Below are 25176 nucleotides of genomic sequence, written 5' to 3'. Positions count from 1 at the left end.
TGTGACGGGTGTTGCACACTGAGCCCATGACACGCCTGAGGAAGATCGCCGCAGCGCTTTTAGCCGCATCGGCTGCGCTGCTCGCGACACCCCCCACCGCCTCCGCAACCCCCACTTCGCACAAGACCCTCTTCCAAGAGAACTTCGACCGCCTGCCCCTCGGGCCGGTCTCCGCGGGCCGCGGCTGGACCGCCGACACGTCCAACGGTTCGCTGACCGTCGAGCCCAGCGCCACCGGCCACGGACGCGAACTGCGGCTCCACACGGAAGGCAACGGCCGCGCCTTCCTGGTCCCTTCCGATCTCGCACCCGCCGGCAACAGCTTCTGGGCCAGGTTGCGTCTGCGCGTGGACCGCTTCCCCACGGCTCCCGACTGGGCGCACTGGACCATTGCCGAAGCCTCCGGTTCCGATGTCCCCACGCTGGTACGGCCGTTGGGCGGCCAGTACGCGCCCACCTCGCAGGCCGACTTCTGGGGCGTGGGCTCCGATCTGGGTTCGACCGGGGACTGGACCGCCTGGAGGACCTCGGCGCCCGCCACGGCCGGGACCTGGCAGTGCGTCGAATTCCACCTCGACGCGACCGACAACCGTGTCACCGTCTACCTGGACGGCGCCGAGCAGACCGAGTTGACGGTGTCGACGATGCAACACGGCGGCACGGCGGACGACTTCGTCTTCCCGCGCTTCGACAAGCTCAGGCTGGGCTGGCAGTTGTACCAGGCCGACCCCACCCCCTCGTCGTACGACATGCACATGGACGACGTGGCGCTGAGCAGCAAGCGGGTGGGCGGGTGCGGCCCATGACCGAGGTCTGCCGCCCGGGGATGCTCGGCAGGAGGGCCGATCACGGCTCACGGCAGCGTGATGAGAGCGATGCTCTCCGGCTGCGCGACGGCCAGCCGAGTGCCGTCGGGATGAAGGGCGGCAACGGGAGTGGGCACGCGGCGGCGACCGAAGCAGGTGGGCTTGACGGGTACGCCGACCTCGGGCCACTCCGCGACGACGCGGCCGGTCGCCGTGTCGATCAGCCGTGGGTGGCCGTGCAGAGACACGACCTGATCGCCGCGGGGCAGGAGCAGCACCCCCGGGTCGGCATCGGGGACGGGGGTGCGGTGCAGCCAGTGGCCTTCGGACACCGACCACACACCGAGGTGGCGCGGCGGAAGCGCAAGCTCCTCGTCGTCGTACCACTCCTCCGCCCCCGTCGCCAGGACCAGCCGGTCCGCGTCGAGCCAGCAACCGGCCGTCACCTCTCCGCCCATGACGGCCACGGTCGGCAGCACCCCCTCGCCGTCGAGGACGGTCGCGCCGGTGAGTGCGAGCGCGGTGTCGTAGACCATGGCGATCCCGAAGGGCTGCCAGAACCAGCCGACCGAGAGCAGGTGGCGGCCGTCCGGGCTCAGGCTCAGCCTTGAATGGAAGACGTCCTCCGGCTCGCGGCGGCCGGCGGTCAGCCGCTCGCCGCTCGCCGCGTCCTCGATCTGCAGCAGGTTGTACTTCTCGGGGCAGTGCACGACGACCTCGCGCCCGTCGCCCAACTTGCCCAGGGCGAGCGGGTAGTCGTAGTCCGGCGCATGGTAATAGCTGCGGTTCAGCTCCCGCACGACCCGTTCTCCTTCGAGCAACACCCCCTTGGTGCCACGCTCCTGGTACACCGCGGAGTACGGCCCCGAGACCGAAGCGATCCCGGCGTCGAACGGAAAACTCCACGCGAAGGGCGCCTTGTGCTCCACCCCGTCGCGCCCCCACCGCCGCCCGCCCCCGGCCCCGGAGACCAGCTCGTCGCCCTGCCACGCCAGTGACTTCGGCGCCGCCTTGACCGCTATCGACTCCACGGTCACCGATGACCACCCCCACTCCGGAGAACCCTGGACAGCCCCTCACCCGGAATCTACGGGACATGGCTCACTCGACGAGCTCCCAGTCCTGCGAGCCGTCCGTCACCGCGTTCTGCAAGGTGAGCGGCGCCTCGGCGGACGCGCCGGTCAGGTACAGGTTCGTGTTCTTGACCGCCTGCAACCGGTAGAACCCGTCGGTGGTCCTGACTAGGTTCCAGCTGCCGGTGGAGCTGTTGTCGACCCACTGGCCGATCCGCTGACCGGCCGTCGCGTTCCCCGTCCAGATGGCCGCCGCACGGCCGCCCGACTTGTTGAGCAGGGTCACGCCGCCGTTCGGCTCGGTGACCACGTGCCAGTACTGGGTGTCGGTGTCGGCCACCGAACCCGGGGACTCCAGGCGGACGTCGGGAACGTCTGCGTTGCCGAGGTTCGCGTCATTGGTTTTGCCGCCGGTGCCGATCACCTGGTCCGTCCTGCGGTTCACCAACTGGTAGTAGGGGCCCTGCGAGTGGCCGAGATCGACCTCGGCGTAGGCGAGCGTCGACGTGCCCTGGTTGTTGAGGATCACGATCCGGCCGGTGTCCTCGTCGTACTGCAGGCTGCGGCTGTAACCGGCCCGCGAGGTCGTCTGGTACTCCTTCCACACGCCGTCGCTGCGTCCGCTTTCGTTGACCCAGACATCGCCGCTGCCTGCGGCGTTGTACACCAGGCGGCCCCCGGGGAGCCGGATCAGGACCGGGCTGCCGCCGGTCGCGAGGGGACGGGAGCCGGTGTCGACCGGCAGCGACGTGACGGCGTCGCCGGTGGGGGAGCCGCGGTAGAACTCCAGAGGGTTGTCGGCGATCCGGTACCTGGTGTTGGCGCCGCCGCCCCAGTACTCGTAGGTGAGCAGCCACTTGCCGTCGGTCGTGCGGACGACGTTGGCCATGCCCGGCCGTCCGTCTCCGATCTCCGACTTGCCGCTGCCCATGTCCTGCGTCAGTCCCGCGATGTCGACGACGGGGCCGCTCCACTGTGCGCTGCGTCCGTCCCAGGTCCTGTGCGCGAGGATCTGGCCGTGCGAGTCCGTGGCGGTGTCGTTGGCGGCGTCCGGGGTGGGGACACCCGTGGCCGGGTCGAAGCCGGTGTAGTCGTTCTCGTCGGAGTAAAAGCAGACGAGCCTGCCCTTGTAGACCATCAGGTACGGCTCCCAGAGGGGATCCACCTGGTGGTTGGTGTTCGCCGCGGCGACGTTCTGGCCGATCGCGCCCGCGCTGCCGCCCTGCCAGCCGCCCGTCGCGATGACGTTGACGACCTTCCAGGTCGCACCTTCGTCGGTGCTGGAGTACAGGGCGATCGCCATGTCCTTGCGGTCCCCGTCGTTGGAGGGCGTCCAGCTCGGGTCGGCCGCCTTGTGCTCCTTGTAGTAGGAGTCGTCGCCCGAGACGACGCTCGCCAGCAGCAGGGTGCCCTGCTTCAGGTTCCCGACGTCCTGCGGCAGCGTGTAGAGGTACGGGTTGGTCCAGTTGCTCGTGTACTTCGCGTACCGCGCGTCGCTGGAGAGATACGCCGGCGCCTTGACCTCCGACAGCGGCTGCCAGGTGGTTCCGTGGTCGTCGCTCTTGTAGACGGGGAGGGTCTGCCCGTCGGCGCTGCCCGTCGCCGGCACGACGGTGGACTTCTCGAACGCCGCGACCAGACGCCCGCTCGGCAGCTGCGCCGACTTGGGGTAGATCGCGCAGTTGCCCCGCCCCTTCAGACACGGCTCGTTCCCGAGCTGGTACAGGATCCCGCCCGTCGGGTCGTACGCCCGCGCACTGGCCATGGGTATCACCAGCATCGCCGAGGCCGCGGTGAAGGTTCCGAGTGCTCTTGCGAGTCTTCTTCTGTGCATGGCCCCTCCTCGGGGATCGGTCACGAGCGGGTAGGGCTGATGTGGGCGGAGACGAGGACGCGTACGTCCCACGGACCGAGCTCAAGTGCCGTGCCCGCGGGGACGGTTGTGCCGTCGAGGGCGTCGGAGAGGTCGGCCGGGGCGCAGACGCTCACCGGCTCCCAGTCCCAGTTGTGCACGATGTGCACGCGGCGCCCGTCGGGCGAGGTGCCGGTCGTCGCGGTCACCGAGGCCGGCAGGTCCCCCCAGCCGTGGCGGGCCGACGGCGTCAGCCACGCGGCCAGCGCCCGGGCGAGGTCACGACCGGGCACCGTGCCGACATACGTGACCTGGCCCGCGCCGTGGCGGCGGGTGGTGACCGCGGGCCAGCGGCCGAAGTGCGGGTGGTCGTAGGTGACGAGCACGTCGGCGTCGGCGACGGTCAGGCCGTCCGCCCAGTGGGTCGCCGTAGCACCCTCGGGAAGGTGGAGCGGGCTGCTCGGTGCGGACCGCACGGGCACGTCCCGTACCAGGTTGCTGAACTCGTCGTAGCTGACGCCCGCGGCGCCCGTCAGACGCCCGGGGGCCGGCTCGGTGCGGGCGCGCGCCTCGTGGTCGGCGTAGCCGGTGCGCGGTCCCAGGACCAGGTGGCCGCCCGCGTGGGCGTAGGCCTCGAGCCAGTCGAGGGTCGCGTCGGCGGCGACGTACAGCGCCGGGACGACGAGGACGGGGTGACGGCGGACGGCCTCCTGCGGCGTCAAGCCCTCCCGTTCTCCGCTCGGGTCGTGCAGTTGTCGGGCGTGGACGATGCGGACCTGTCGGCCGGCGTCGAAGGCGCCGCGGTAGAAGGGGTCGAAGATGCGGTGATATGCGGCCGGGTCCGGTCCGCCGTCGGGCTTGGACAGCGGCGGGTACTTCTGCATCAGCCACTTGCTCGGCGTCGAGTACACCATCGTGATGTCGGCGTCCGGTTCGAGACCGGCGACGAGTGCGCCCGCGGTCTCGAACTCCCCGCCCAGGCGGGCGAGTTCGGTGTACGTCCGCCCGGGCCGGCCGGTGTGGGGCAGGACGCCGCCCCAGTAGGTCTCCGCGCCGAAGTGCAGGGTGTGCCAGTGCCAGTACTCGATCATGCGGGCGCCGCGGGCGACCAGCGCCCAGGCGGCCTGGCGCCACTGGCCGTCGTAGGCAGGACGGTTGTGCCACGGTTCGCCGATGGAGCCGGCGTTGGTCTCGGTGACCAGGAACGGCTCCTGCCGGGAGGAGAACATCCAGTCGGCGGTCTGGTACAGCGCCCATACGCCAGTGGTCTTCCAGATCTGCTCGTGGCCGTCGGGCGTGGGGTCGGGCAGCAGCAGACCGTCCTGCATGTCGTAGTAAGGGTTGCCGGAGGCGATGTCGAGGCGGTCGGTCAGCTCGTCGTCCTCCACCGCCGGGCGGGTGTAGGAGATGCAGGTGGTGACGAACTGACCGGGGCGGGCGTACTCGCGCACGATGTCGGCCTGCCAGCCGATGAACTCGGTGACCTGGCGGGCCTGGAACGCGCGCCAGGCCACGTCGTATTGCGGCTGCGCGTTGCCGTCCGGGGTCCACAGGTCCGCCCAGGTGGACAGCCGGTGCGACCAGTAGACCAGGCCCCACTCGCGGTTGAGGGTCTCCACGTCGCCGTAGGTCTCGCGCAGATGGTCGACGAAGCGCTGGAAGACGCCGTGGTTGTGCAGGAGCTCAAGACCCGGCTCGTTGTCGACCTGGAAGCCGATCACCGCCGGGTGGTCGGCGTAGCGGGCGACGATACGGCGGATCACGCGCTCGGCGTGGTACCGGAAGGCGGGGTGGGTGAAGTCCGCCTCCTGCCGGGCGCCCCAGCCGATGCGCTCACCGGTGCGCCGCTCGCCGGTGATCTCCGGGTGCCGGCGGGCCAGCCACGGCGGCACCGCGTACGTCGGCGTGCCGAGGACGACGGAGATCCCGCGCTCGTGGGCGCCGTCGAGGACGGGCTGGAGCCAGTCGAGGTCGAAGCGGCCGCTCGTGGGCTCCCAGGTCGACCAGACCGACTCGCCGACCCGGATGACGCTGACCTGGGCGTCGGCCATCAGATCGAGGTCGGTCTTGAGACGTTCGTCGGGTTGTTCGGTGCCGTACGGGGGCCGGTACTCGTGGTAGTACGCGGCACCGAACAGGACGCGGGCAGGCAGAGCCGCCATGAAGGAAACCTCCGAAGTCGCCGAAGAAATGGGGGAGTTGGGCTACTGCTTGACGCCGCCGGTGGCCAGGCCGCTCTGCCAGTACCGCTGGAGCATCAGAAAGGCCACGACGAGGGGGACGATCGAGAGCAGGGAGCCGGTCACGACGAGCGCGAGCATGTCGCTGCTGGCGCCGGCTCCGCCGTTCTGGGCCTGTGCGGCCCAGGAGGCGAGGCCGACCGTGATCGGGTACAGCTTCGGGTCGTTGAGCATGATCAGCGGCAGGAAGTAGTTGTTCCAGGTCGCCACGAGGGTGAACAGCAGGACCGTCACGAGGCCGGGCCCCAGCAGCCGCAGCGCGATCCGGAAGAAGATCCGCGCCTCGCCGGCGCCGTCGATGCGCGCGGCCTCCAGGATGCTGTCCGGGACGGCGTCGGCCGCGTAGATGCGCATCAGGTAGAGGCCGAACGGGTTGACCAGGGACGGCAGGATGATCGCCCACGGGGTGTTGACCAGGCCCGCCTTCGCGAAGAGCAGATATGTCGGGATCGCCAGCGCGGTGGTCGGGACCATGACGGCGCCCAGGACCAGGTTGAAGGCGAGACGGTCGCCGCGGAAGCGGAACTTGGCGAAACCGTAGCCGCCGGCGGCGGCGAGCAGGGCGGCACCGAGCGCGCTGACGACGGCGTACATCACCGTGTTGAGCAGCCAGTGCACGAAGACGCCGTCGTCCTGGGTGAAGGTCTCCTTGATGTTCGTCAGCAGCTGCGGGGCGTGCGAGAACCACAGGCCGAAGCTGTTGAAGAGGTCCTGGGTGTTCTTCGTCGAGGCGATGAGCAGCCAGAACAGGGGGAGGAGGAAGTAGGCCAGCGCGGCCAGCATCGCGATGGTCAGGGGAGTGCTGCGACGGGACCCGGGGCCGCGCTTCTTCGACGTCACCGGGGGAGCCGGCTCGGCCGCCGTCACGACCGTGGCCGGGGGAGTGGTGGTGGTCATGGGGTCCTCCTGCGGTTCGCGGTGAGCAGGACGGCGTAGGAGGCGATCACGATGACGAGGCCGAGGAGGAAGGACACCGTGGCCGCGTAGTTGACCTGCTGGCCGGTGAAGGCGAGGGAGTAGGCGTAGAGGTTGGCGGTGTAGGAGCTGGAGATCACGTCCGGGGCGATGCTCATCAGCAGCTTCGGCTCGTTGAACAGCTGGAAGCTGCCGATGACCGAGAACAGCAGGGTGAGCAGCAACGCCGGCCGCAGGGCGGGCAGTTTGACGGACCAGGCGATGCGCCAGGCGCCCGCTCCGTCCATCGCGGCCGCCTCGTACAGCTCCTGCGGGATCGTGCGCAGCGCGGCGTACAGGATGATCATGTTGTAGCCGACGAACTCCCAGGTCACGATGTTCGCCAGGCTGCCCAGCATCCAGCCCTCGCTGAGGAAGTGCGGGACCGGCAGGTCCAGCTTCCGGCTCAGCTGGGCGAACGGGCCGAAGTCGGGCCCGTACAAATACCCCCACATGAGCGCGGCGACCACGCTCGGTACGGCGTACGGGACGAAGATGCCCAGCCGGATCACGCGCGCCAGCCGCAGCAGACCGCTGTCGAGTGCGAGCGCGAACACCAGCGCCAGCAGCAGCATCACGGGCACCTGGATGACGAAGAACAGCGCGACCCGCCCTACGCCGTGCAGCAGTTGGGGGTCGCCCAGGGCCTGGACGTAGTTGTCGAGGCCCACGAAGACCGTTCCGCCGATGAGGCGTTGCCGGAACAGGCTGAGGTAGGCGGCGTAGCCGAGCGGGGCGAGGAAGAGCAGCAGGAACAGCACCATGAACGGGGCGACGAACAGCGGCCCTGAACGCCGGTGAGCTGCATGGGACTTGGGTCCTGTCTTGCGGGAGAGGGCGGTCGTGGCGCTCACGTCAGCCTCCCTCGACCGTGAAGCCCTGGTTCTTGGCGTACGTGGTCAGCCGGGACTGCCAGGTGCCGAGCGCGCGGACGGTGTCGGTGCGGTCGGCGAGGGACTTGCCGACCGTCTCGGTCCAGTCGGTCGCCGCCTGGTCGAGGAACGGCGGCCACTGGAAGGAGGAGTTGACCGTGGTGCTGATGTCGGCGAAGACCTGGTTGACCTTCTGGCCGCCGTAGAAGGACGGAGCGTCGGAGACGAACTCGGCGTCCGTGAGGAGGGACTTGGTGGCGGGGAAGAAGAACTGCTCGGTGGCGAACATCTTCGCGCTGGCCGGGTCGCTGTTGAGGAACTTGGCGAACTCGGCTGCCGCGATGGGGTTCTTGGTCGAGCGGATGACCGCGGTGGTGGAACCGCCCCAGTTGCCCGAGCTGGGCTTGGCGGCGTCCCACTGCGGCAGCGGGGCCGCCCGCCACTTGCCCGCCGTGGCCTTGGCGGAGCCGGACAGGAAGACCGGACCCCAGGCGGCGGTGATCCAGGTGGCGTACTTGCCCTTGTTGAGGGCGGCGTACCAGGAGTCGGTGAAGTCGGGCTCGACGCCGATGACGCCTTCCTTGGCCAGGCCGCCCCAGTAGGCGCCGAGCTTCTTCGAGACGGAGTCGTCGACGCTGATGGTGAGCTCGCTCTTGCCGGCGGTCGTATAGGGCTTGGCGCCCGCCTGCCAGAGCAGACCGTGCCAGGCGGCGACCTGGTTGGCGGCGAGGTTGGTCAGATAGACCTCCGGGTTCGCCTTGTGCAGCCTGCGCGCGGCGGCCGCGAACTCGTCCCAGGTCCTGGGCACTTCGATGCCGTACTTGTCGAAGATGTCCTGCCGGTACAGCATGCCCATCGGACCGGTGTCCTGCGGAATTGCCCAGACCTCCCCCTTCGGGCCGCTGACCTGGCCCCAAGTCCAGTCGACGAACGTGGACTTGAGCGCCGAGGCCCCGTACGGCCGCAGATCCAGCAGGCTGTCGGTGATCGTGAAGGTGGGGATGGCCTGGTACTCGATCTGCACCATGTCCGGCGCACCGCTGCCCGCCTTCAGCGCCGTACGGAGCTTGGTGTACTGGGGCGTTCCCTGGCCGGCGTTGACGACCTTGACCTTGACGGCGGGGTACTTCTTCTCGAAGAGCGCGACCTCCTTCGCGATATTCGGAACCCACGTCCAGAACGTCAGCTCGGTCGGAGTCTTCATGGCCTTGTCGATGTCGGCCTGGCTGACCGGCTTGGCGGAGGTGGACGAGCTGCCGGAGTCACCGCCGCCGCAGGCAGTGAGGGCGGCGCCGAGCGACAGGGCGCCCGTGGTGGTGAGGAACAGCCGACGGCTCATGGAGGAAGGGCTGGATACGGACGTGAAATTGGGCATGGTGAACTCCCGCCGGTGGCGAAGGTGACGGCACGCCTGGCGAGGGCGTGCGGGGGTGGGTGGAGCGGCGAGGGCGCGAGGACTGCGGCTGGACTGCCGAGGTGGTCTGGTGCGCGCGGCCTCGTGGAGGGCGACCTGTGAGCGCTCCGCCTGCTGAAGGCGGAGGTCGGGGTCGGAGGGAGAAACGGGGTGGGGACGGAGCGTCGACAGGCGCGAGAACCTGACTCGGGCCCATTGGGGTCAGGGGCGGCCCTGTGGCGCCGGTCCGACGGGGGCGCTCGTGGCCGGGCGTGCGATCAGTACTGCGGCTCGTTCTGGGATCGCGCGCCGTTCATCGGCTGGTGTCGGCCGGGCTGAGCGATGGGTTCAGTGGTCGGTGGCCGGGCCTCCGTTCGGACGTGGCGGACTGGATGCCTTCTGGGCACGGGAGGCGGTGCGCCGCCCGCGAGCCGGGGTTCTCCGGCTCGGCGGTGGCGGCGCGGTCGAGGCGCGGACGACGAGGTCGACCGGCGGACTGCTCGGCGGCAAGGGGTCTGCCTCCGGGTTCTCGATGGCATGCACCAGGCGCTTGAGCCCTTCCTGCGCCACGGCGTCGAACGGCTGCCGCACCGTGGTCAGCGGAGGAGTCACATAGGCGGCGACCGGGATGTCGTCGAAGCCGACGACGCTGACGTCCTCCGGCACCCGCCGGCCGGCCTCCGTCAGTGCGCGGATCAGGCCGATCGCCATGTCGTCGTTGGCGGCGAAGACAGCGGTGACGCCGTCGTCCTCGGCCAGCTCCCGTCCCGCCGCGTAGCCGGACGCGGCCGACCAGTCGCCCGCGACGACCTCAGGCACGTCCCTGCCGTGCGCGGTCAGGGCGGCCCGCCATCCCTCCAGGCGGTCCCGGGCGGCGTACCACCGCCCCGGACCGGCGAGGTGATGGACCGTCATATGGCCCAGATCCAGGAGGTGTTCGGTGGCCGTGCGGGCCATCAGGTCGGCGCCGTTGCCCGCGGTCAGCACCGTGGGAGCCGTGACGGGCGGCGGTGCGCCGATGACGAGGACCGGAACGTCGACGCGGAGGGAGAGTGCTCCGCCGTCGCCCTGCTCGTCGATCGGTTCGGAGATGACGATGCCGTCCACGCCCTGATCGAGGAGCGAGTCCATGGCACCCGCGACGCCCGCCGGATCGCCTTCCATGGTGTTGACCACGCGGAGCGCGTAGCCGGTGTCCCGGACGACCCGCTCGACGCCCATGAGCAGGGAGGCGGGTCCGTACAGCGCCGTGCCCAGCGTCACCACGCCGATCGAGCGGGTGCGCCCGGAGGCCAGCGCGCGGGCGGCGTTGTTGCGCCGGTAGCCGAGCTGCTCGGCGGCGTCCATCACTCGTCGGCGCACGTCGGCGGAGACGTACGGCTCGTCGTTGAAGACCCTGGAGACCGTCTTCTGCGAGACACCCGCGAGCCGGGCCACATCCACACTGCGCGGCGCGGCGGAGCTGCCGCCCCGCCCTGTCCCTCGCGTCATGGTGTCTCCCGGTGGCCACTGGATCGAGCTCAATGATGCCATTCGCAGCCGGACTGACTGCGCTGTCATGTCTGCGTAGTCATGTCTACGCAGTCATAGGGGCGGCGTCAAGAGTTCGGAACGCATCCGTAACCCGGGGACGGAGCAGGCCGGGCGAGGGCCGGACCCGGCACTACAGGATGCCGATGTTGGTGAGCGGGATGTTCCAGTCGTTGCTCTCGACGTCACCACGGCCGTCCCGAGCCGCGGCCGGTACCGCGAACAGCATCAGCCCGGCGACAGCGATGGCCAGGACGGCGGCGACACGACGCTTCACGATTCCTCCTCCACGACGACAGTGCCGCCCACCCTGCTCCGAGCCGGCAGCCCCGCCGGCCCGGACACGCCGCGCGGCCCGTGGAATCAGCCGCTCGGTGGCGGTACCCCTCTCGCTGCGCCGTCGGCGCCGGCCGTCAGTGCGCCTTCGGTTCGGACGCGGTGAAGCGCTCGAAGCCCGCGTGGAAGGCCGTGCCCTGCGGGTCGGTCGCGCTGTAGTGGAAGGCGGCCAGACCGCAGCCGCGCTGGTCGAAGGCGGCTCCGGTGTACGAGGCGACCCGGGTGCCGTCGACAGCGAGCTCCACCTTGATCCGGCCCGCGCCGGCCGCGGAACAGGTCATCGACATGTCGACCTGCTGCCGGTCCTCCACCTTCAGGCCCACGTCCGCGAGGTCGACCTCGACGACCCGGTCGTGCTGGAAGGTCCCCTTGTACCGGAACTCGCGCACGATCACGGCCTCCTGATCCGTGGTCAGGTAGGTCGCCCAGCGGGAGCCCGTCCGGTAGTCCCCCGAGCCGTTGCACCACAGCCCGACGCCGCCCTCGCCCCCGTACCACTCCGTCTGGGTGCTCAGCTCCACCGCGAACGAGGACGGCTCGAAGGGCGCCTGCGGCCACACCTCCAGCTCGGTCCTGGGATCCACCAGCATGGTCCCGCCCTGGTGCGTGATCTTCGCCAGGGCCGGATCCTTGTGCGTCCAGTCGCCGGAGTCGGTCAAGTCGTCTGTGTACGAGAGGGGTTGGGAGCCCGCGGAGCTCTTGGCTCCCCCGGACGACGCGGACGAGGACGGGGAGGGCGAGCCATGGGCTCCACCCGAGGAGGTGGTGCTCAGCACGATGGCCAGCAGCACCGCCGCCGCGGCACTACCGGCCGCGAACCCCCACAGCCGCAGCTGCTTGCCGCTCGTGCCTCGACCGGGCGGTTGCAGCGGCTGTGGCGCCCCCGGCACCTGTTCCGGCTGCGCGCCCTCCGTGCCCTCCGTCGCCCCCGCGAGCCGAGTGACGAGCTGGGCAGCGGTGGGACGCTCCGCCGGGTCCTTGCGCAGACAGTCGGCGATGACCGAGCGGACCGGCTCCGGCACCGGCGTGAGATCCGCGTCGCGCTCGCACACGGCGACGAGCACCTCGTAGTCGCTCTCCCCCTCGAAGGGATGCCGCCCCGTGGCGGCGAAGTACAGCGTGCCGCCGAGGGAGAACACATCGGAGGCGCCGGTGACCCGCATCGACTTGACCTGCTCGGGCGACATGTACGCGGGCGAGCCGAGCACACTGCCCGGCGTGGTGAGCGCCGACTCGAGCAACCCGTCGTCGCGGGCGATACCGAAGTCGATGATCCGCGGCCCGTCCGGGGAGAGCAGGATGTTGGACGGTTTGATGTCCCGGTGCACGACACCCACCCGATGCACCTGGGCCAACGCGTGCGCGACGGCCAGGGCCACGGACTGCAGCCGCCCGGAGGCCAGCGGGCCGCCCGCGGCCACATGCTGGTGGATCGTGGGCCCTGGGACGAACTCGCTGACGATGTACGGGTTTCGCCCGGACAGGTCGGCGTCCAGGACCCGCGCCGTGGCCAGTTCGCCGACCCGGCTCGCCGCGCCGAACTCCCGCCGTACGCGGGCGAGCGCGACCTCGTCGTACTCCTTGCCCGGCAGCAGGAACTTCACCACGACCTGCCGCCCCGTCCGGTCCCGGGCGAGCCACACCACACCTTGCCCGCCCCGCCCCAGCTCGCGCTCGCAGACGTACCCGCCCACCGACAACTGCATCCGCGGATCCATGCCCCCGCCCCCAGCCCCGCCCCCGGTCCATGGCTGCCCTCCAGCGTATCGGCCACCCGTGGCCGCGACAGGCCCCTTGGCCGGGTCTTCTGCATGTGCGGGCAGGGCAGGCCCACAGCTCAGCCCAGGCGGGGATCCACATGGATCTTGGGGCCGGGCCCGGCGTCGGGCGGGCGCTCGCCGGCGAGCACGGGGCCGGCCTCGTCGAGGCTCACGGTGGCGGCGACCAGCGGCCTGGGGTCGACCGATCCGGCGGCGTATGCGCGGATGGTGGCGTCAAGGCCGGGGGAGGCGGACAGGACGCCCACCGCGGTCACGTCCTTGAGGGCGAGCGTGCGGGTGTCGATCCTGCTGGGTTCGCCGGCCAGCCCGATGTACACGACCCGCCCGGCCGGCTCGACCGACTCCAGAGCCCTGTCCGGCAGATGGGCGGCGTTCGAGGCATCGACGACCGCGTCGAACGGCAGGTCCGGCAGGGAGTCCTCCGCCCATACGTGCTCGAAGCCCAGCTCGCGGGCGAAGGCGAGGGAACTGTCGGTGTTGCCCATGAGGTGGACTTCCGCGCCGGCCGCCCGGAGGAACATCGCGGTCAGCAGCCCGATCGTCCCCGGCCCCAGGACGAGGGCGCGGTCCCCGGGGCGCGGTGCGGCGGCTTGTGCGGCGCGCAGGGCATTGCCGCCCGGCTCCACCAGCGCGCCGAGCACGGCGTCGACGGAGTCCGGCAGGGCGTGCAACGAGGAGGCGGGGACGGCGAGTTGCTCGGCCAGGGCACCCGGCCGGTTTCCGCGTACGCCGACCTCCTGCCGCTTCTCGCACACGTGCTGGTGGCCGCGCAGGCAACGGCGGCACGTACCGCAGCCGAGCATGGTGTCGCCCATGACGCGGCGTCCGAGCCGGCCGGGGTCGACGCCGTCGCCGACCGCCGCCACGCGCCCCGCCCACTCATGACCGAGCCGCATCGGGTAGGCGGCGTGGCCGTGGTGGAGATAGGCCATCGCGCCGGTGAAGAACTCCACGTCGGTGCCGCACACGCCGACCCGCTCGACGTCGACCACGACTTCGCCGGGACCGGCCACCGGCGCGGCGACCTCCTGCACGGCGTACTCGCCCGGGCCTGTCAGGACGAAGGCACGCATCGGGCGACTGCTCACCGGGGCCCGAGCACGTGCTGACGCCGGGTGCCCGGCTGCCGGATGCCGGGGCCGCGGAAGCGGCTGATCGACATGGCTCCTCCGCCTTGCAGCTGCATGCTCCCCGTGCGCCTGCCGATGACGATGCCGAGCTCCACCTCGCAGTCTGTTTTGACGGACCCGCGCGGGATCCGCACGTCGTCGTTCGGACCGGCCAGGGTGTGGGAAGACGTGGTGAACAGGATCGGCTCGTCGGGCACGGCCATGCCCCTCTCGGCCGCGTGGTTACGGTAGTTGAGGCCGACGCAGAGGATCTGGTGCGGGCGGGCGAGGGGGGCACCGATGCGCATGAGGTGCACGAGGTCTGCCTCCAGGGTTGGTCCGGCGGGGCGGCGGGTCTTCAGCGGTGCGGCTCGCCGAGGGGACCGAGCAGGGCACGGATCTCGTCGGCCGCTTCGATCAGCGTGCCGAGCGGTGTCCGGTACGTCAGCGCGCTGATGCTGACGGCTCCGGACGGCGTCGTCGGAGAGGTCGCGTACACGGGCAGGGCAAGGCAGTTGACGCCCGGCTCGTTCTCCTGGTCGTCGAGGGAGAAGCCCCGCTCGCGAATGGTCCGCAGGTCGCGGTGCAGGTCGTCGGCGGTGCACAGGGTCCGCGGGGTGCGGCGCTCCAGGGCAGAGCCGCCGATCCATGCCTCGACCTCCTCCAAGGTCTCCAGGCGGTGGGCGAGCAGCAGCTTTCCGACGCCGGTGGCGTGTGCAGGGTTGCGGCCGCCCACCGTCGAGGTGAGCCGGACGGCGCCGCTGGGCGGATCGACCTTGGCGCGGTAGACGACCTCACGGCCGTCGAGGACCGCGTAGTGCGCGGTCTCGCCGAAGCGGTGCGCCAGCGCCTCCAGCACCGGGCGGACGCGGACGTGATCGGGCCGGGCCTCGTGGTGGGCGAAGGCCATGCGCAGGAACTCGTCTCCGAGCGCGTAGTGGCCGCGGGCGTCCTGGTCGGCGAGACCCGCGCGGCGCAGGGCCCCCAGCGCCCGGTGCACGGTCGGCTTGGGACTGCCGATCACCCGGGTCAACTCCTCCAGACCCACGCCCTCGGGATACCGGGCAAGCTCCTTGAGGACGGCGAGCACCCGGTCCGACCCCACGAGCCGGCTGCTGTCTACGCCGGTCGAGCCGTCCGCAGCGGGGTCTGTCGGTCCCTCGTACGTCTGCGTACGCTTCATGATGTTCCGGACTTTAGAGCGCCGTACCGACTATTGGAAGGGGCTCAATGGTGACGCTCCGCAGTACGCAGTGGTACGAGGGCCAGGGCCGCAATGCCTACATCCACCGGGCCTGGATGCGACGGGGCGTTCCGGACGACGCCTTCACGGGCCGCCCGCAGATCGCCATCGCCAACACCGCCTCGGACCTGACCCCCTGCAATGCCCACCTGAACGAGGTGGCGGCCTCCGTCCGGGCCGGCGTGTACGAGGCCGGCGGGATCCCGCTGGACCTGCCCGTGGTGTCGCTGGGCGAGACCCAGGTGCGGCCCACAGCCATGCTCTGGCGCAACATGGCCGCGATGGCCACGGAGGAGATGCTCCGGGCCAACCCCGTCGACGGCGTCGTCCTGCTGGGTGGCTGCGACAAGACCATCCCCTCGCTGCTGATGGCCGCCGCTTCGGTGGACCTGCCCGCGGTGGTCGTGCCCGGCGGCCCGATGCTCACCGGAACCTTCCGCGGCGCGCCGCTGGGCTGCGGCACCGACGTGTGGCGGCTGTCCGAGGAGGTCCGCGGCGGCACGCTCTCCCAGGAGGAGTTCACCCGCTCCGAGTCGTCGATGATCCGCAGCCGCGGTCACTGCAACACCATGGGCACGGCCTCGACGATGGCCCTGGTGGCCGAGGCGCTGGGCACGGTCCTGCCCGGTACGGCGGGAACTCCCGCCCCCGACAGCCGACTTCTGGAGGCCGCGCACCGCACCGGCCGACTGGCGGTGGAGATGGTGGGCGCCGACCGGCGGCCCGGTTCCTTCCTCACCAAGGCGTCCTTCCGCAACGCGATCGTCGCGCTCGCCGCCGTCGGAGGCTCCACCAACGCGGTCGTCCACCTCCTGGCCGTCGCGGGCCGCCTCGGCATCGACCTGTCCCTCGACGACTTCGACCGCATCGGCTCCCGGGTGCCGGTCCTCGTCGACCTCCAGCCGGCCGGCCGCTTCCTCATGGAGGACTTCCACCGCGCCGGCGGTCTGCTCGCCGTCCTGCGCGAAGTCCGCGACCTGCTCGACCCCGACGCCCTGACCGTCACCGGCACCCCCCTGGCCGACTTCCTCGACGACGCCCCGATCTGGGACGGCGAAGTCATCCGCACCCGCGCCGAACCGCTCGTCGCCGAGGGCGGAATCGCCGTCCTGCGCGGCAACCTCGCCCCCGACGGCGCCCTCGTCAAACCGGCCGCCGCCTCCCCGCACCTGCTGCGCCACCGCGGCCGGGCGGTCGTCTTCGACTCGATCGAGGACTTCCACGCCCGTATCGACGACCCGGACCTCGACGTCGACGCCGACAGCGTGCTGGTCCTGCGCGGCTGCGGCCCCAAGGGCTACCCCGGCATGCCCGAGGTCTCGAACATGCCGCTCCCGAAGAAGCTCCTCGAACAGGGCGTCCGCGACATGGTCCGCGTCTGCGACGGCCGCATGAGCGGCACGGCGTACGGCACGGTCGTCCTGCACGTGGCCCCCGAAGCCGCGGCCGGCGGCCCCCTCGCGCTGGTGCGCACCGGGGACGTCATCTCCCTCGACGTGGCAGCCCGCCGCATCGACGTCGACGTACGCGCCGAGGAACTCGCCCGCCGAACCGCCGACAAGGCCACCCTCACCGGTTTCGCCAACCCCCGCCGCGGCTGGGAACGCCTCTACGTCGACCACGTCCTCCAAGCCGACACGGGCGCCGACCTGGACTTCCTGGTCGGCTCCAGCGGCTCGGAGGTGAGCCGCGAGTCGCACTGAGCGCCTCGGACCGGCTCCCCTTCGCGGTCTACGCGACGGACACGCCCGCCGGTACGGGAATCGGGCGGTGCGTGGTGAGGGCCCGGTCGAGGTCGGCCATCAGGTCCTCGGAGTCCTCGAGCCCGATGGAGAGCCTGACCAGGCCGGCGGCGGGCCGGGCCTCGGGGGCGACGGGCCGGTGCGTCAGCGACGCCGGGTGCTGGATCAGCGAGTCGACGCCGCCCAGGGACACCGCGTGGGTGAACAGGCGGACCGCCGAGGTGACGTGCACGGCCTGTTCGAAGCCGCCGCGGAGATCGATGGAGACCATCGCGCCGGTGCCCTTCAGCTGCCGGCCGAGCAGCCCCTGCGGGTCCCCCTCGATCCCGGGGTAGTGGACGCGGGCGACGCTCGGGTGGGTCGTCAGCCATGCGGCGATGCGCTGGGCGTTCGCCTGCTGGGCACGTACCCGGACCGGAAGAGTGGCGAGTCCCCGGTGCAGGAGATAGGCGCCCAACGGGTGCAGCAGGCCGCCGGTGACCGCGCGGACCCGGCGCAGCGCGGCTGCCTGCTCCTGGCCGCAGGCGATCACACCGGCGATGACGTCGCCGTGCCCGCCCAGGTACTTGGTCGCGCTGTGCAGGACCAACGCGGCACCGAGGTCGAGGGGATTCTGCAGGACCGGCGTCGCGAACGTGTTGTCGACGAGAACCGGAACGCCCTGGGCGGCCTCGACGACGGCACGGATGTCGACCAGTTCGAGGGTCGGATTGGCGGGCGTCTCCAGCACGATCATCGCCGTGTCGGGACGGATGGCGGCGGCGACGTCCGGCGCCGAGCAGTAGGTCACCTCCGCCCCGAGGAGGCCCGAGGCCAGCAGGTGGTCGGTCCCTCCGTACAGGGGGCGGACGGCCAGGACGTGGCGGCGGCCGGTCTCCTTCATGGCCGCCAGGATCGCCGCGGTCATCGCCGCCATGCCCGAGGAGAACGCCACGGCGGCCTCGGCGTGCTCCATCTGCGCCAGCGCCGACTCGAATCGCGCAACGGTCGGGTTCCAGAGCCGCGCATAGACGGCCCCGCCGTCCGCGTTCGGCGTCCCTCCGCTCGCCATCGCCTCGTAGGACAGCCCGCCGGCCTCGATGTCCGGCAGCGGGTTGGTCGACGACAGGTCGATGGGCAGCGCGTGGACGCCGAGCTCTGTCAGGTCCTCACGTCCGGCGTGGACGGCCAGGGAGTCGAGTTGCAGATACGACGAAGTCATGCCCCAGAGGGTGAGGCGATCCACAACACTCCGCAAGACTGGTTGTGGAAGGCGTGGCCACTCTCCAATATTGGTGCGGATTCACCAAGAGGAGGGCTCATGACAGGCCAGCAGCTGAAGAAAACACAACCCGCCGCGGCGGCTCTCGACGGCACCGATCTGGCCATCCTCGTCGCGCTCGTGGAGGACGGCCGGATGACCAACGCCGCGCTCGCGTCCCGGGTGGGCGTCGCCGAGTCGACCTGCGCATACCGAGTCCGCGCGCTGCGCGAGTCCGGTGTCATCGCCGGCATCAACGCCCGGCTCGATCTCGGCGCACTCGGCCACCCGATCCACGCCATCATCAAGGTCCGCCTGGGCAGCCACAGCCGCGAACACGTCCGCAACCTCTACGACCGGCTGGTCAATGTCCCGGGAGCCCTGACGGTTCTGCACGTCGGCGGCGACGACGACTTTCTCCTGCACGTGGCCGTGGCCAGCCCGGAGGAGCTACGAGACCTCATCCTCGAACATGTGACCGTCCACCCGATGGTGCGGCAGACCGAGACCCAGCTGGTGTTCGAGGTGCGCGACGGCCGCGGCGTGCTGCCCGGGTGAACCCGCGCGGGCGGCGGGCGGGGCACTCGGCCGGTGTTGTTCCGTGTGAAGTGTTTCCTCATGAGCAAGCGACCGCTTAGTATGCGATGGACCCCGGTCAGACAGAGCAGTCCCTGGAGGCACCGCATGCAGGCATGGCAAGTGCACGAGAACGGCGAGCCGAGCGAGGTGATGCGGCTCGAGGAGGTGGAGCGGCCCACGCCCGGCGACGGCCAGGTGCTGCTGAAGGTGCGTGCCGCGAACATCAACTTCCCGGATGTGCTGATGTGCCGGGGCCACTACCAGGTGCGCCCGCCGCTGCCGTTCACGCCGGGCGTGGAGATCTGCGGTGAGACCGAGGACGGGCGGCGGGTCATCGCCAACCCCGCCCTGCCCCACGGCGGTTTCGCCGAGTACGCCGTGGCGGACGCCGCCACCCTGCTGCCCGCGCCCGACTCGCTGGACGACGCCGAGACCGCCGCCCTGCACATCGGCTACCAGACCGGCTGGTTCGGTCTGCACCGTCGCGCTCACCTGGAAGCAGGCGAGACGCTGCTGGTCCACGCTGCCGCAGGAGGGGTCGGCAGCGCGGCCGTGCAGCTCGGCAAGGCGGCCGGGGCGAGGGTCATCGGGGTCGTCGGCGGTGCCGACAAGGTGGCCGCGGCAAGGGAGTCGGGCTGCGACGTCGTCATCGACCGCAAGAGCGAGGACGTCATCGCCGCCGTAAAGGAGGCCACGGGCGGCCGGGGCGCCGACGTCATCTACGACCCCGTCGGCGGCGAGGCCTACACCCAGTCCGCCAAGGTCGTCGCCTTCGAGGGTCGGATCGTGGTCGTCGGCTTCGCCAGCGGGGTCATCCCCAGCCCGGGGCTCAACCACGCCCTGGTGAAGAACTACTCGATCCTCGGCCTGCACTGGGGCCTGTACGGCACCAAGAACCCGAAGCTGATCGCGCACTGCCACGAGCAGCTCACCGAGCTGGCCGCCCGCGGCGCCATCAAGCCGCTGGTCAGCGAGCGCGTACCGCTGGCCGGGGCCGCGGCCGCCGTGCAGCGCGTCGCCGACGGCGTGACCACCGGCCGGTTGGCCGTCCTGCCGTCCCTGGAGAACGGAGCCGCCGCATGACCGACGCAGCCGAACTGCGAAGCCGCACACAGGAGTTGCTGGCCGATCGTCCGCCCGCGGCCACCGACCGCCTGGACTTCCTCAAGGCCCGCTTCGACGCGGGTCTGGCCTGGGTGCACTACCCGGAGGGTCTGGGCGGGCTCGGCGTGCCCCGCTCCCTCCAGGTCGTGGTGGATGGCGAGCTGGAGGCGGCCGGAGCCCCCGACAACGACTCGCGCCGCAACGGCATCGGCCTCGGCATGGCCGCCCCGACGATCCTCAAGTACGGCACCGAGGAGCAGAAGCAGCGCTATCTGCGGCCCCTGTGGATCGGCGAGGAGGTCTGGTGCCAGCTGTTCAGCGAGCCCGGCGCCGGCTCCGACCTCGCCGCGCTCGGCACCCGGGCCGTGCGTGAGGGCGACGACTGGGTGGTCAACGGGCAGAAGGTGTGGACGTCCGGCGCGCACAACGCCCGCTGGGCCATCCTCATCGCCCGCACCGACCCGGACGTGCCCAAGCACGCGGGCATCACCTACTTCATCTGCGACATGACCGACCCGGGCGTCGAGGTCCGTCCGCTGCGCCAGATCACCGGTGAGGCCGAGTTCAACGAGGTCTTCCTCACCGACGTCCGCATCCCCGACTCCCGCCGCCTCGGTGAGATCGGCGACGGCTGGCGCGTCGCCCAGACCACCCTGAACAACGAACGCGTCGCCATCGGCGGCATGCGGCTGCCCCGCGAGGGCGGCATGATCGCCCCGGTCGCGAAGACCTGGCGCGAACGCCCCGAACTGCGCACCCACGATCTGCACCAGCGGCTGCTGAAGCTCTGGGTCGAGTCCGAGGTCGCCCGTCTGACCGCCGAGCGGCTGCGCCAGCAGCTCGTCGCCGGACAGCCCGGCCCGGAGGGCGCCGGCATGAAGCTCGCCTTCGCCCGCCTCAACCAGGAGATCAGCGGCCTGGAGGTGGAACTCCTCGGCGAGGAGGGCCTGTTGTACGAGGACTGGACCATGCGCCGGCCCGAGCTGGTGGACTTCGTCGGCCGGGACGCCGGCTACCGCTACCTCCGCGCCAAGGGCAACAGCATCGAGGGCGGGACCAGCGAGGTCCTGCTGAACATCGTCGCCGAACGCGTCCTGGGCCTCCCGTCCGAGCCGCGCACCGACAAGGACGTCGCATGGAAGGACCTGTCCCGATGAGTGCACAGCCGGATCTTCTCTACTCCGAGGAGGAAGAGGCCCTGCGGTCCGCCGTACGGGACCTGCTCGCCGACCACTGCGACGCGCCCGGCGTCATCGCGCGCACCGAGTCCGACGCCCCGCACGACCTCGCCGCCTGGAAGGCCCTCACCGACGGCATGGGCCTGGCGGGCCTGCTGGTGCCCGAGGCGCAGGGCGGCCAGGGCGCCACGCACCGCGAAGTCGCCGTGGTGCTGGAGGAGTTGGGGCGCGCGGTCGCCCCCGTGCCCTACCTCACCAGCGCCGTCGTCGCCACCGAGGCCCTGCTGGAATGCGGTGACGAGGAGCTGCTCGGGCAGCTGGCCTCCGGGCGGGCCATCGGCGCCCTCGCGGTCGCGCTGCACCGCGCCCCCGGCACCGCCTATCCCGCCGTACGACTGGAAAACGGCACCCTGCACGGGGAGCTGACCGGCATCGCGGACGCGGCGGCCGCGGATGTGCTGCTGGTGCCGGCCGAGGACGGCGGGCTGTACGCGGTGGACGCTTCCGACGCCGTCGTCACCGCGCAGGTCTCGCTCGACCTCACCCGGCCGCTCGCGACCGTCACCCTGAACGGGGCGCAGGCGCGCAGGGTCGGTGACGCCGAACCCGCCGTACGGCGCGCCCTGCGGGCCGGAGCCGGGCTGCTCGCCTCCGAGCAACTCGGGCTCGCCGACTGGGCGTTGACGGAGACCGTGCGCTACCTGAAGGAGCGCAAACAGTTCAACCGGCCCGTCGGCGGCTTCCAGGCGCTCAAGCACCGCCTCGCGCAGCTGTGGCTGGAGGTCGTCAACCTCCGCGCCGCCGCCCGCAACGCGGCCGACGCGCTCGCCACCGGCGAGGATGTCGACGTGGCGGTCGCCGTCGCGCAGGCCTACGCGGCGCCGGTCGCGGTCCACGCCGCCGAGGAGGCGCTCCAGCTGCACGCCGGCATCGGCATGACCTGGGAGCACCCGATCCACCTGTACCTCAAGCGGGCCAAGGCCGACTCGATCGCCTACGGCACGGCAGGCGCCCACCGGTCCGCCGTGGCCGAACTCGTCGACCTGCAGGCCCCCTGACCGTCACCCGGTGAAGCCCGCCCCACCTGGGGCGGGCTTTTTCCTGCGCCCGCGCGGAAGGAGTGAACGGGCGACGGCAGTCCGGCCAACTCCTGGCATGTGCAGGTCCATTGAGGACCTTTCCGCCCGATACTCCCTGTGGTTCGGATCCGCCCCACAGGGAGGCAGAACATGGCCCTCATCACCCGCCGCAGAGCCCTCACCGCGTTCGGCGCCACGCTCGCGGCAGTGCTCGCCCCGCCCGCCGGCAGCGCGTTCGCCGACGCACACAAGCACCGCCCCCCGTTGTGGCGCGCCCACGCCCACAACGACTACGAGCATCCGCGCCCCCTCTTCGACGCCCTCGACCACCGCTTCGGCAGCGTCGAGGCCGACATCTTCCTCGTCGGCGACCAGCTTCTCATCGGCCACACCGAGAGCGACCTCGACCCGACCAGGACCCTGGAGTCCCTCTACCTCGACCCGCTGGCCGCCATCGTCGAGGCCAACCACGGCAGCGTGTACCGGGGTTACCGCAGGCCGCTCCAGCTGCTCATCGACATCAAGACCGAGGGCTCGTCGACGTACCTCGAACTCGACCGCCATCTCCGGCGCTACAAGCACCTGTTCACGACCTACGCCCACGGCCGGGTGCACCCCGGCGCGGTCACCAACGTGATCTCCGGCGACCGTGCCGCCCGTACGCCCATGGAGGCCCAGACCGTACGGCGGGCCTTCTACGACGGCCGGCTCACCGACCTCGGCACCTCGGCGCCCGCCTCCTTCGTCCCGCTGATCAGCGACAACTGGCAGCTGAACTTCACCTGGCTGGGCGACGGGCCGTTCCCCGACGCCGAGCGGCAGAAGCTGCGCGGCATCATCGGCCAGGCGCACGTGCGCGGGCAGAAGGTGCGCTTCTGGAACACCCCTGACCTGGCCGGCCCCGCCAGGGACGCGCTGTGGGCCGAACTGCTCGCCGCGGGCGTCGACTACTTCAACACCGACGACCTCGCCGGGCTGGAGGCGTTCCTCGACGCCCACCGGGCGGCGTAGACACCACACGTTCGGCGGACAGGTCAGCCGCCCGGACGAACCCTCCGCTACGCCACACTTGCGGCCGAACGCCGCGAACCGGAAGTGGCGGCGCAGCGGAGGAGGTTGACAATGGCGATTTCCATCTCAGTGGTGGTACTGCTGCTGATCCTGGCGGTGATCTTCACCCGCAACGGCGGTCTGAAGATCTCCCACGCCCTGGTGTGCGCACTGCTCGGCTTCTACCTGGCCGGCACGAACATCGCGCCCACCATCCACAGCGGCGTCACGGCGACGGCGGGCATCGTCAGCAGCCTCAGGCCCTGAGGTTCACGACGGCGTTTCATGACGTCTTCATGACGTCGAGAACACCCCGATGCCGTTCGGGACCGGTCGTTCCGCATCGCCGGACGGATGATTCCGTACGGAGACGGTGGCCGCTCCCGGCACGCGGGCGACCAGTGTCGTGGATCCGCCGCCGTCCAGACTGAAGGCGTCGACCGAGCCCAACGCCCGCATGGTGGCGGCCACTTCGGAGATCGTCAGGCCCTTGCGGAACGCGGGCGCACCGTCCAGCGCGAACAGCAGCAGCCGCTTCCCGCCGTTCGCGATGCCGACGGCCGTGCGCACGGCCCCGGTCGCGTCGTCGAGGCCCTCGAGCGGCTGGCCGCCCTTGAGAACCGGGTAGCCGCCGAGCGCGAAGCGGTACGCCTTGCGGGAGGTGGAGGCGACCAGCCGGTGCGTCACCGTCACGGGCTCGCCCTTGAAGAACTTCCGCAGCCGCTGCGCGCCCGCCTCCCGGCCGACGAGCACCGTGTTCCCCGCGGCGATGGCACCCTTGCCCGGAGTGCCGGACGTGGAGACGACCCGCCCCTTGCGGACCGTCACCTCGTAGGTGTCCGTGCTGCAGGCGGCCGCCCGGTCGGTGTCCGTGCCGCAGGTGGCGCGGACCCGGGAGACGCTGCCCCAGTCGGAGGTGAAGGCGCCGACCGAGTTCTCCGGCAGCGCGTACTGGTTGAGCCCGCCCAGCGGCAGCCGTCCCGCCGGAGTGCGGACCGACCCGGCGAGGGTCAGACTGTCCAGCCGGGCCCTGCCGTCGACGCCCACGCCGATCACGTCCCTGGTGGTGGTGCCCGGGGGCAGCTCCGGCCCGAAACGCTGCCCGTCCGGCACGGACGCCTTGAGCACACGCCCGTTCGCGATCGCCGGTCCGTCGGTCGAGCCCGTCACCTCCACGCCCGGGTGCTGCGTCTCGGAGATGTTGAAGAAGTCGCCGTTGATGCCGGCGACGGCGCCCTGTGCGTCGGCCATCTTGGAGACGGCGGCACGTGCGGCCACGGCTCCCGGATACAGCAGGCCCAGGCGTACGCCCTTGTTGCGCAGGTCGACGGTGAGCAGATGGGCGTGGGTCACGCCCTTGGCCCCCTGGACGTCGAACTGCTTGTAGGTGACTCCCGGCGCGAGCGCGGTGCCGCTCTCCACGCCGCTGGCCGGTGCCGCCCCCACCAGGGCCGCACCGGCCAGCGCGCCGAATGCCGTGAGAAACGCCAGTCCCGATCTGACCGACGTTCGAACCGCTTTCTCGGATCTGCCTGCTGCGAAACGCTTTTGACGATGCGTCACAGTTCCCCCTGAGGGATCGTCAACTGTCTCAGGTCTCAGGGGAAGTGCATCAGACGACGGTGGCCCGCGGGATGGCTATGCGTCGACTACGCGAGAACGGGTGAGAAAACGCACCCCCTCGGGTGCTTCCAGCGAGAAACCGCTGCCGCGGCCTGCTACGACGTCCACGATCAGCCGGGTGTGGCTCCAGGCCTCGTACTGGCTGCGGGACATCCAGAACGTCACCGGCTCCGCCACCCCCTCGACCTGCAGCTCCGCGAGCAGCACGTCCGAGCCGCCGGTCCGGAACTCGCCCTCCGGGTAGCACATGGGCGCGCTGCCGTCGCAGCAGCCGCCGGACTGGTGGAACATCAGCGGGCCGTGCGTGGCGCGCAGACGGCGCAGCAGTTCGGCGGCCGCGGGGGTGAGTTCGACGCGCGGGGTCTCCTCAGGCATGGCTCCAGGGCAGCACG

Annotated in this window: 22 protein-coding genes and 1 pseudogene; 8 read left to right on the top strand and 15 right to left on the bottom strand. The window is 71.0% G+C overall.

From position 1 onward, the window contains the following. Positions 1-26 precede the first annotated feature (26 nt). Positions 27-806: a hypothetical protein gene (locus ACFY10_RS40930; protein WP_390670389.1), complete on the top strand. Its 780-nt coding sequence runs from the start codon at positions 27-29 to the stop codon at positions 804-806. A 47-nt stretch (positions 807-853) separates the two neighbouring features. On the opposite strand, the gene ACFY10_RS40925 is transcribed toward ACFY10_RS40930, so the two are convergent. The 12 genes and pseudogenes from ACFY10_RS40925 to ACFY10_RS40870 form a co-directional block, all read right to left on the bottom strand. Further along, positions 854-1843: a hypothetical protein gene (locus ACFY10_RS40925; protein ID WP_390670388.1), complete on the bottom strand. Its 990-nt coding sequence runs from the start codon at positions 1841-1843 to the stop codon at positions 854-856. A gap of 64 nt (positions 1844-1907) precedes the next feature. Continuing rightward, positions 1908-3713, bottom strand: coding sequence for an RICIN domain-containing protein (locus ACFY10_RS40920; protein WP_390670387.1), 1806 nt, complete (start codon positions 3711-3713; stop codon positions 1908-1910). Positions 3714-3733: 20 nt separating this feature from the next. Beyond that, the gene (locus tag ACFY10_RS40915; RefSeq protein WP_390670386.1) at positions 3734-5893 is read right to left on the bottom strand and encodes a beta-galactosidase; all 2160 of its coding nucleotides are present in this window, start codon (positions 5891-5893) and stop codon (positions 3734-3736) included. Positions 5894-5935: 42 nt separating this feature from the next. Continuing rightward, the gene (locus ACFY10_RS40910) at positions 5936-6868 is read right to left on the bottom strand and encodes a carbohydrate ABC transporter permease (protein ID WP_390670385.1); all 933 of its coding nucleotides are present in this window, start codon (positions 6866-6868) and stop codon (positions 5936-5938) included. Continuing rightward, positions 6865-7689 carry a carbohydrate ABC transporter permease gene (locus ACFY10_RS40905; RefSeq protein ID WP_390670496.1) on the bottom strand — a complete coding sequence of 275 codons (825 nt, stop codon included), beginning with the start codon at positions 7687-7689 and terminating at the stop codon, positions 6865-6867. Before ACFY10_RS40905 ends, ACFY10_RS40910 begins: the two co-directional genes overlap by 4 nt. A 91-nt stretch (positions 7690-7780) precedes the next feature. After that, a complete protein-coding gene (locus tag ACFY10_RS40900) occupies positions 7781-9172 on the bottom strand; it encodes an ABC transporter substrate-binding protein (RefSeq protein ID WP_390670384.1) in 1392 nt (463 codons plus the stop codon). A 366-nt stretch (positions 9173-9538) separates the two neighbouring features. Continuing rightward, complete coding sequence (locus ACFY10_RS40895; protein WP_390670383.1) at positions 9539-10681, bottom strand: LacI family DNA-binding transcriptional regulator; 1143 nt, start codon at positions 10679-10681, stop codon at positions 9539-9541. Between the two features lie 172 nt (positions 10682-10853). Next, the gene (locus ACFY10_RS40890) at positions 10854-10997 is read right to left on the bottom strand and encodes a hypothetical protein (protein WP_390670382.1); all 144 of its coding nucleotides are present in this window, start codon (positions 10995-10997) and stop codon (positions 10854-10856) included. A gap of 136 nt (positions 10998-11133) precedes the next feature. After that, positions 11134-12762 carry a protein kinase gene (locus tag ACFY10_RS40885; protein WP_390670381.1) on the bottom strand — a complete coding sequence of 543 codons (1629 nt, stop codon included), beginning with the start codon at positions 12760-12762 and terminating at the stop codon, positions 11134-11136. A 131-nt stretch (positions 12763-12893) separates the two neighbouring features. Beyond that, positions 12894-13910, bottom strand: coding sequence for a zinc-binding dehydrogenase (locus ACFY10_RS40880; protein WP_390670380.1), 1017 nt, complete (start codon positions 13908-13910; stop codon positions 12894-12896). 122 nt (positions 13911-14032) lie between these two features. After that, positions 14033-14251 (bottom strand): annotated as a pseudogene (locus ACFY10_RS40875) (fumarylacetoacetate hydrolase family protein); the annotation flags it as partial. A gap of 53 nt (positions 14252-14304) precedes the next feature. Next, on the bottom strand, positions 14305-15129 hold the full coding sequence (locus ACFY10_RS40870; protein ID WP_390670379.1) for an IclR family transcriptional regulator: 825 nt from the start codon (positions 15127-15129) through the stop codon (positions 14305-14307). A 47-nt stretch (positions 15130-15176) separates the two neighbouring features. On the opposite strand from ACFY10_RS40870, the gene ACFY10_RS40865 reads away from it, so the two are divergent. Continuing rightward, the gene (locus ACFY10_RS40865) at positions 15177-16892 is read left to right on the top strand and encodes an IlvD/Edd family dehydratase (RefSeq protein WP_390670378.1); all 1716 of its coding nucleotides are present in this window, start codon (positions 15177-15179) and stop codon (positions 16890-16892) included. Between the two features lie 28 nt (positions 16893-16920). Here ACFY10_RS40865 and ACFY10_RS40860 read toward each other — a convergent pair whose 3' ends face one another. Beyond that, complete coding sequence (locus ACFY10_RS40860; RefSeq protein WP_390670377.1) at positions 16921-18132, bottom strand: trans-sulfuration enzyme family protein; 1212 nt, start codon at positions 18130-18132, stop codon at positions 16921-16923. Positions 18133-18231: 99 nt separating this feature from the next. Here ACFY10_RS40860 and ACFY10_RS40855 point away from each other — a divergent pair, with 99 nt between their 5' ends. The 6 genes from ACFY10_RS40855 to ACFY10_RS40830 all read left to right on the top strand — a co-directional run bounded on the left by ACFY10_RS40855 (position 18232) and on the right by ACFY10_RS40830 (position 23428). Beyond that, positions 18232-18729: an Lrp/AsnC family transcriptional regulator gene (locus ACFY10_RS40855; protein ID WP_390670376.1), complete on the top strand. Its 498-nt coding sequence runs from the start codon at positions 18232-18234 to the stop codon at positions 18727-18729. A 126-nt stretch (positions 18730-18855) separates the two neighbouring features. After that, positions 18856-19833, top strand: a complete 978-nt coding sequence (locus tag ACFY10_RS40850) for an NADPH:quinone oxidoreductase family protein (protein ID WP_390670375.1) — start codon at positions 18856-18858, stop codon at positions 19831-19833. Next, complete coding sequence (locus ACFY10_RS40845) at positions 19830-21011, top strand: acyl-CoA dehydrogenase family protein (protein WP_390670374.1); 1182 nt, start codon at positions 19830-19832, stop codon at positions 21009-21011. The genes ACFY10_RS40850 and ACFY10_RS40845 overlap by 4 nt, the downstream gene beginning before the upstream one ends. Continuing rightward, positions 21008-22090, top strand: a complete 1083-nt coding sequence (locus ACFY10_RS40840) for an acyl-CoA dehydrogenase family protein (protein WP_390670373.1) — start codon at positions 21008-21010, stop codon at positions 22088-22090. The genes ACFY10_RS40845 and ACFY10_RS40840 overlap by 4 nt, the downstream gene beginning before the upstream one ends. Positions 22091-22261: 171 nt before the next feature. Continuing rightward, positions 22262-23122: a phosphatidylinositol-specific phospholipase C/glycerophosphodiester phosphodiesterase family protein gene (locus ACFY10_RS40835; protein WP_390670372.1), complete on the top strand. Its 861-nt coding sequence runs from the start codon at positions 22262-22264 to the stop codon at positions 23120-23122. A gap of 111 nt (positions 23123-23233) precedes the next feature. Further along, the gene (locus ACFY10_RS40830; protein ID WP_390670371.1) at positions 23234-23428 is read left to right on the top strand and encodes a hypothetical protein; all 195 of its coding nucleotides are present in this window, start codon (positions 23234-23236) and stop codon (positions 23426-23428) included. 27 nt (positions 23429-23455) lie between these two features. On the opposite strand, the gene ACFY10_RS40825 is transcribed toward ACFY10_RS40830, so the two are convergent. Beyond that, positions 23456-24607: a phosphodiester glycosidase family protein gene (locus ACFY10_RS40825; RefSeq protein ID WP_390670370.1), complete on the bottom strand. Its 1152-nt coding sequence runs from the start codon at positions 24605-24607 to the stop codon at positions 23456-23458. A 192-nt stretch (positions 24608-24799) separates the two neighbouring features. After that, positions 24800-25159, bottom strand: a complete 360-nt coding sequence (locus ACFY10_RS40820) for a DUF779 domain-containing protein (protein WP_390670368.1) — start codon at positions 25157-25159, stop codon at positions 24800-24802. Between the last annotated feature and the right edge of the window lie 17 nt (positions 25160-25176).

Origin of the sequence: Streptomyces sp. NPDC001401, assembly GCF_042895385.1 — a bacterium.
GTDB lineage: Bacteria > Actinomycetota > Actinomycetes > Streptomycetales > Streptomycetaceae > Streptomyces.
Note: the sequence above shows the minus strand (reverse complement) of the source record. Positions and strands in the feature narration are given on the sequence as shown.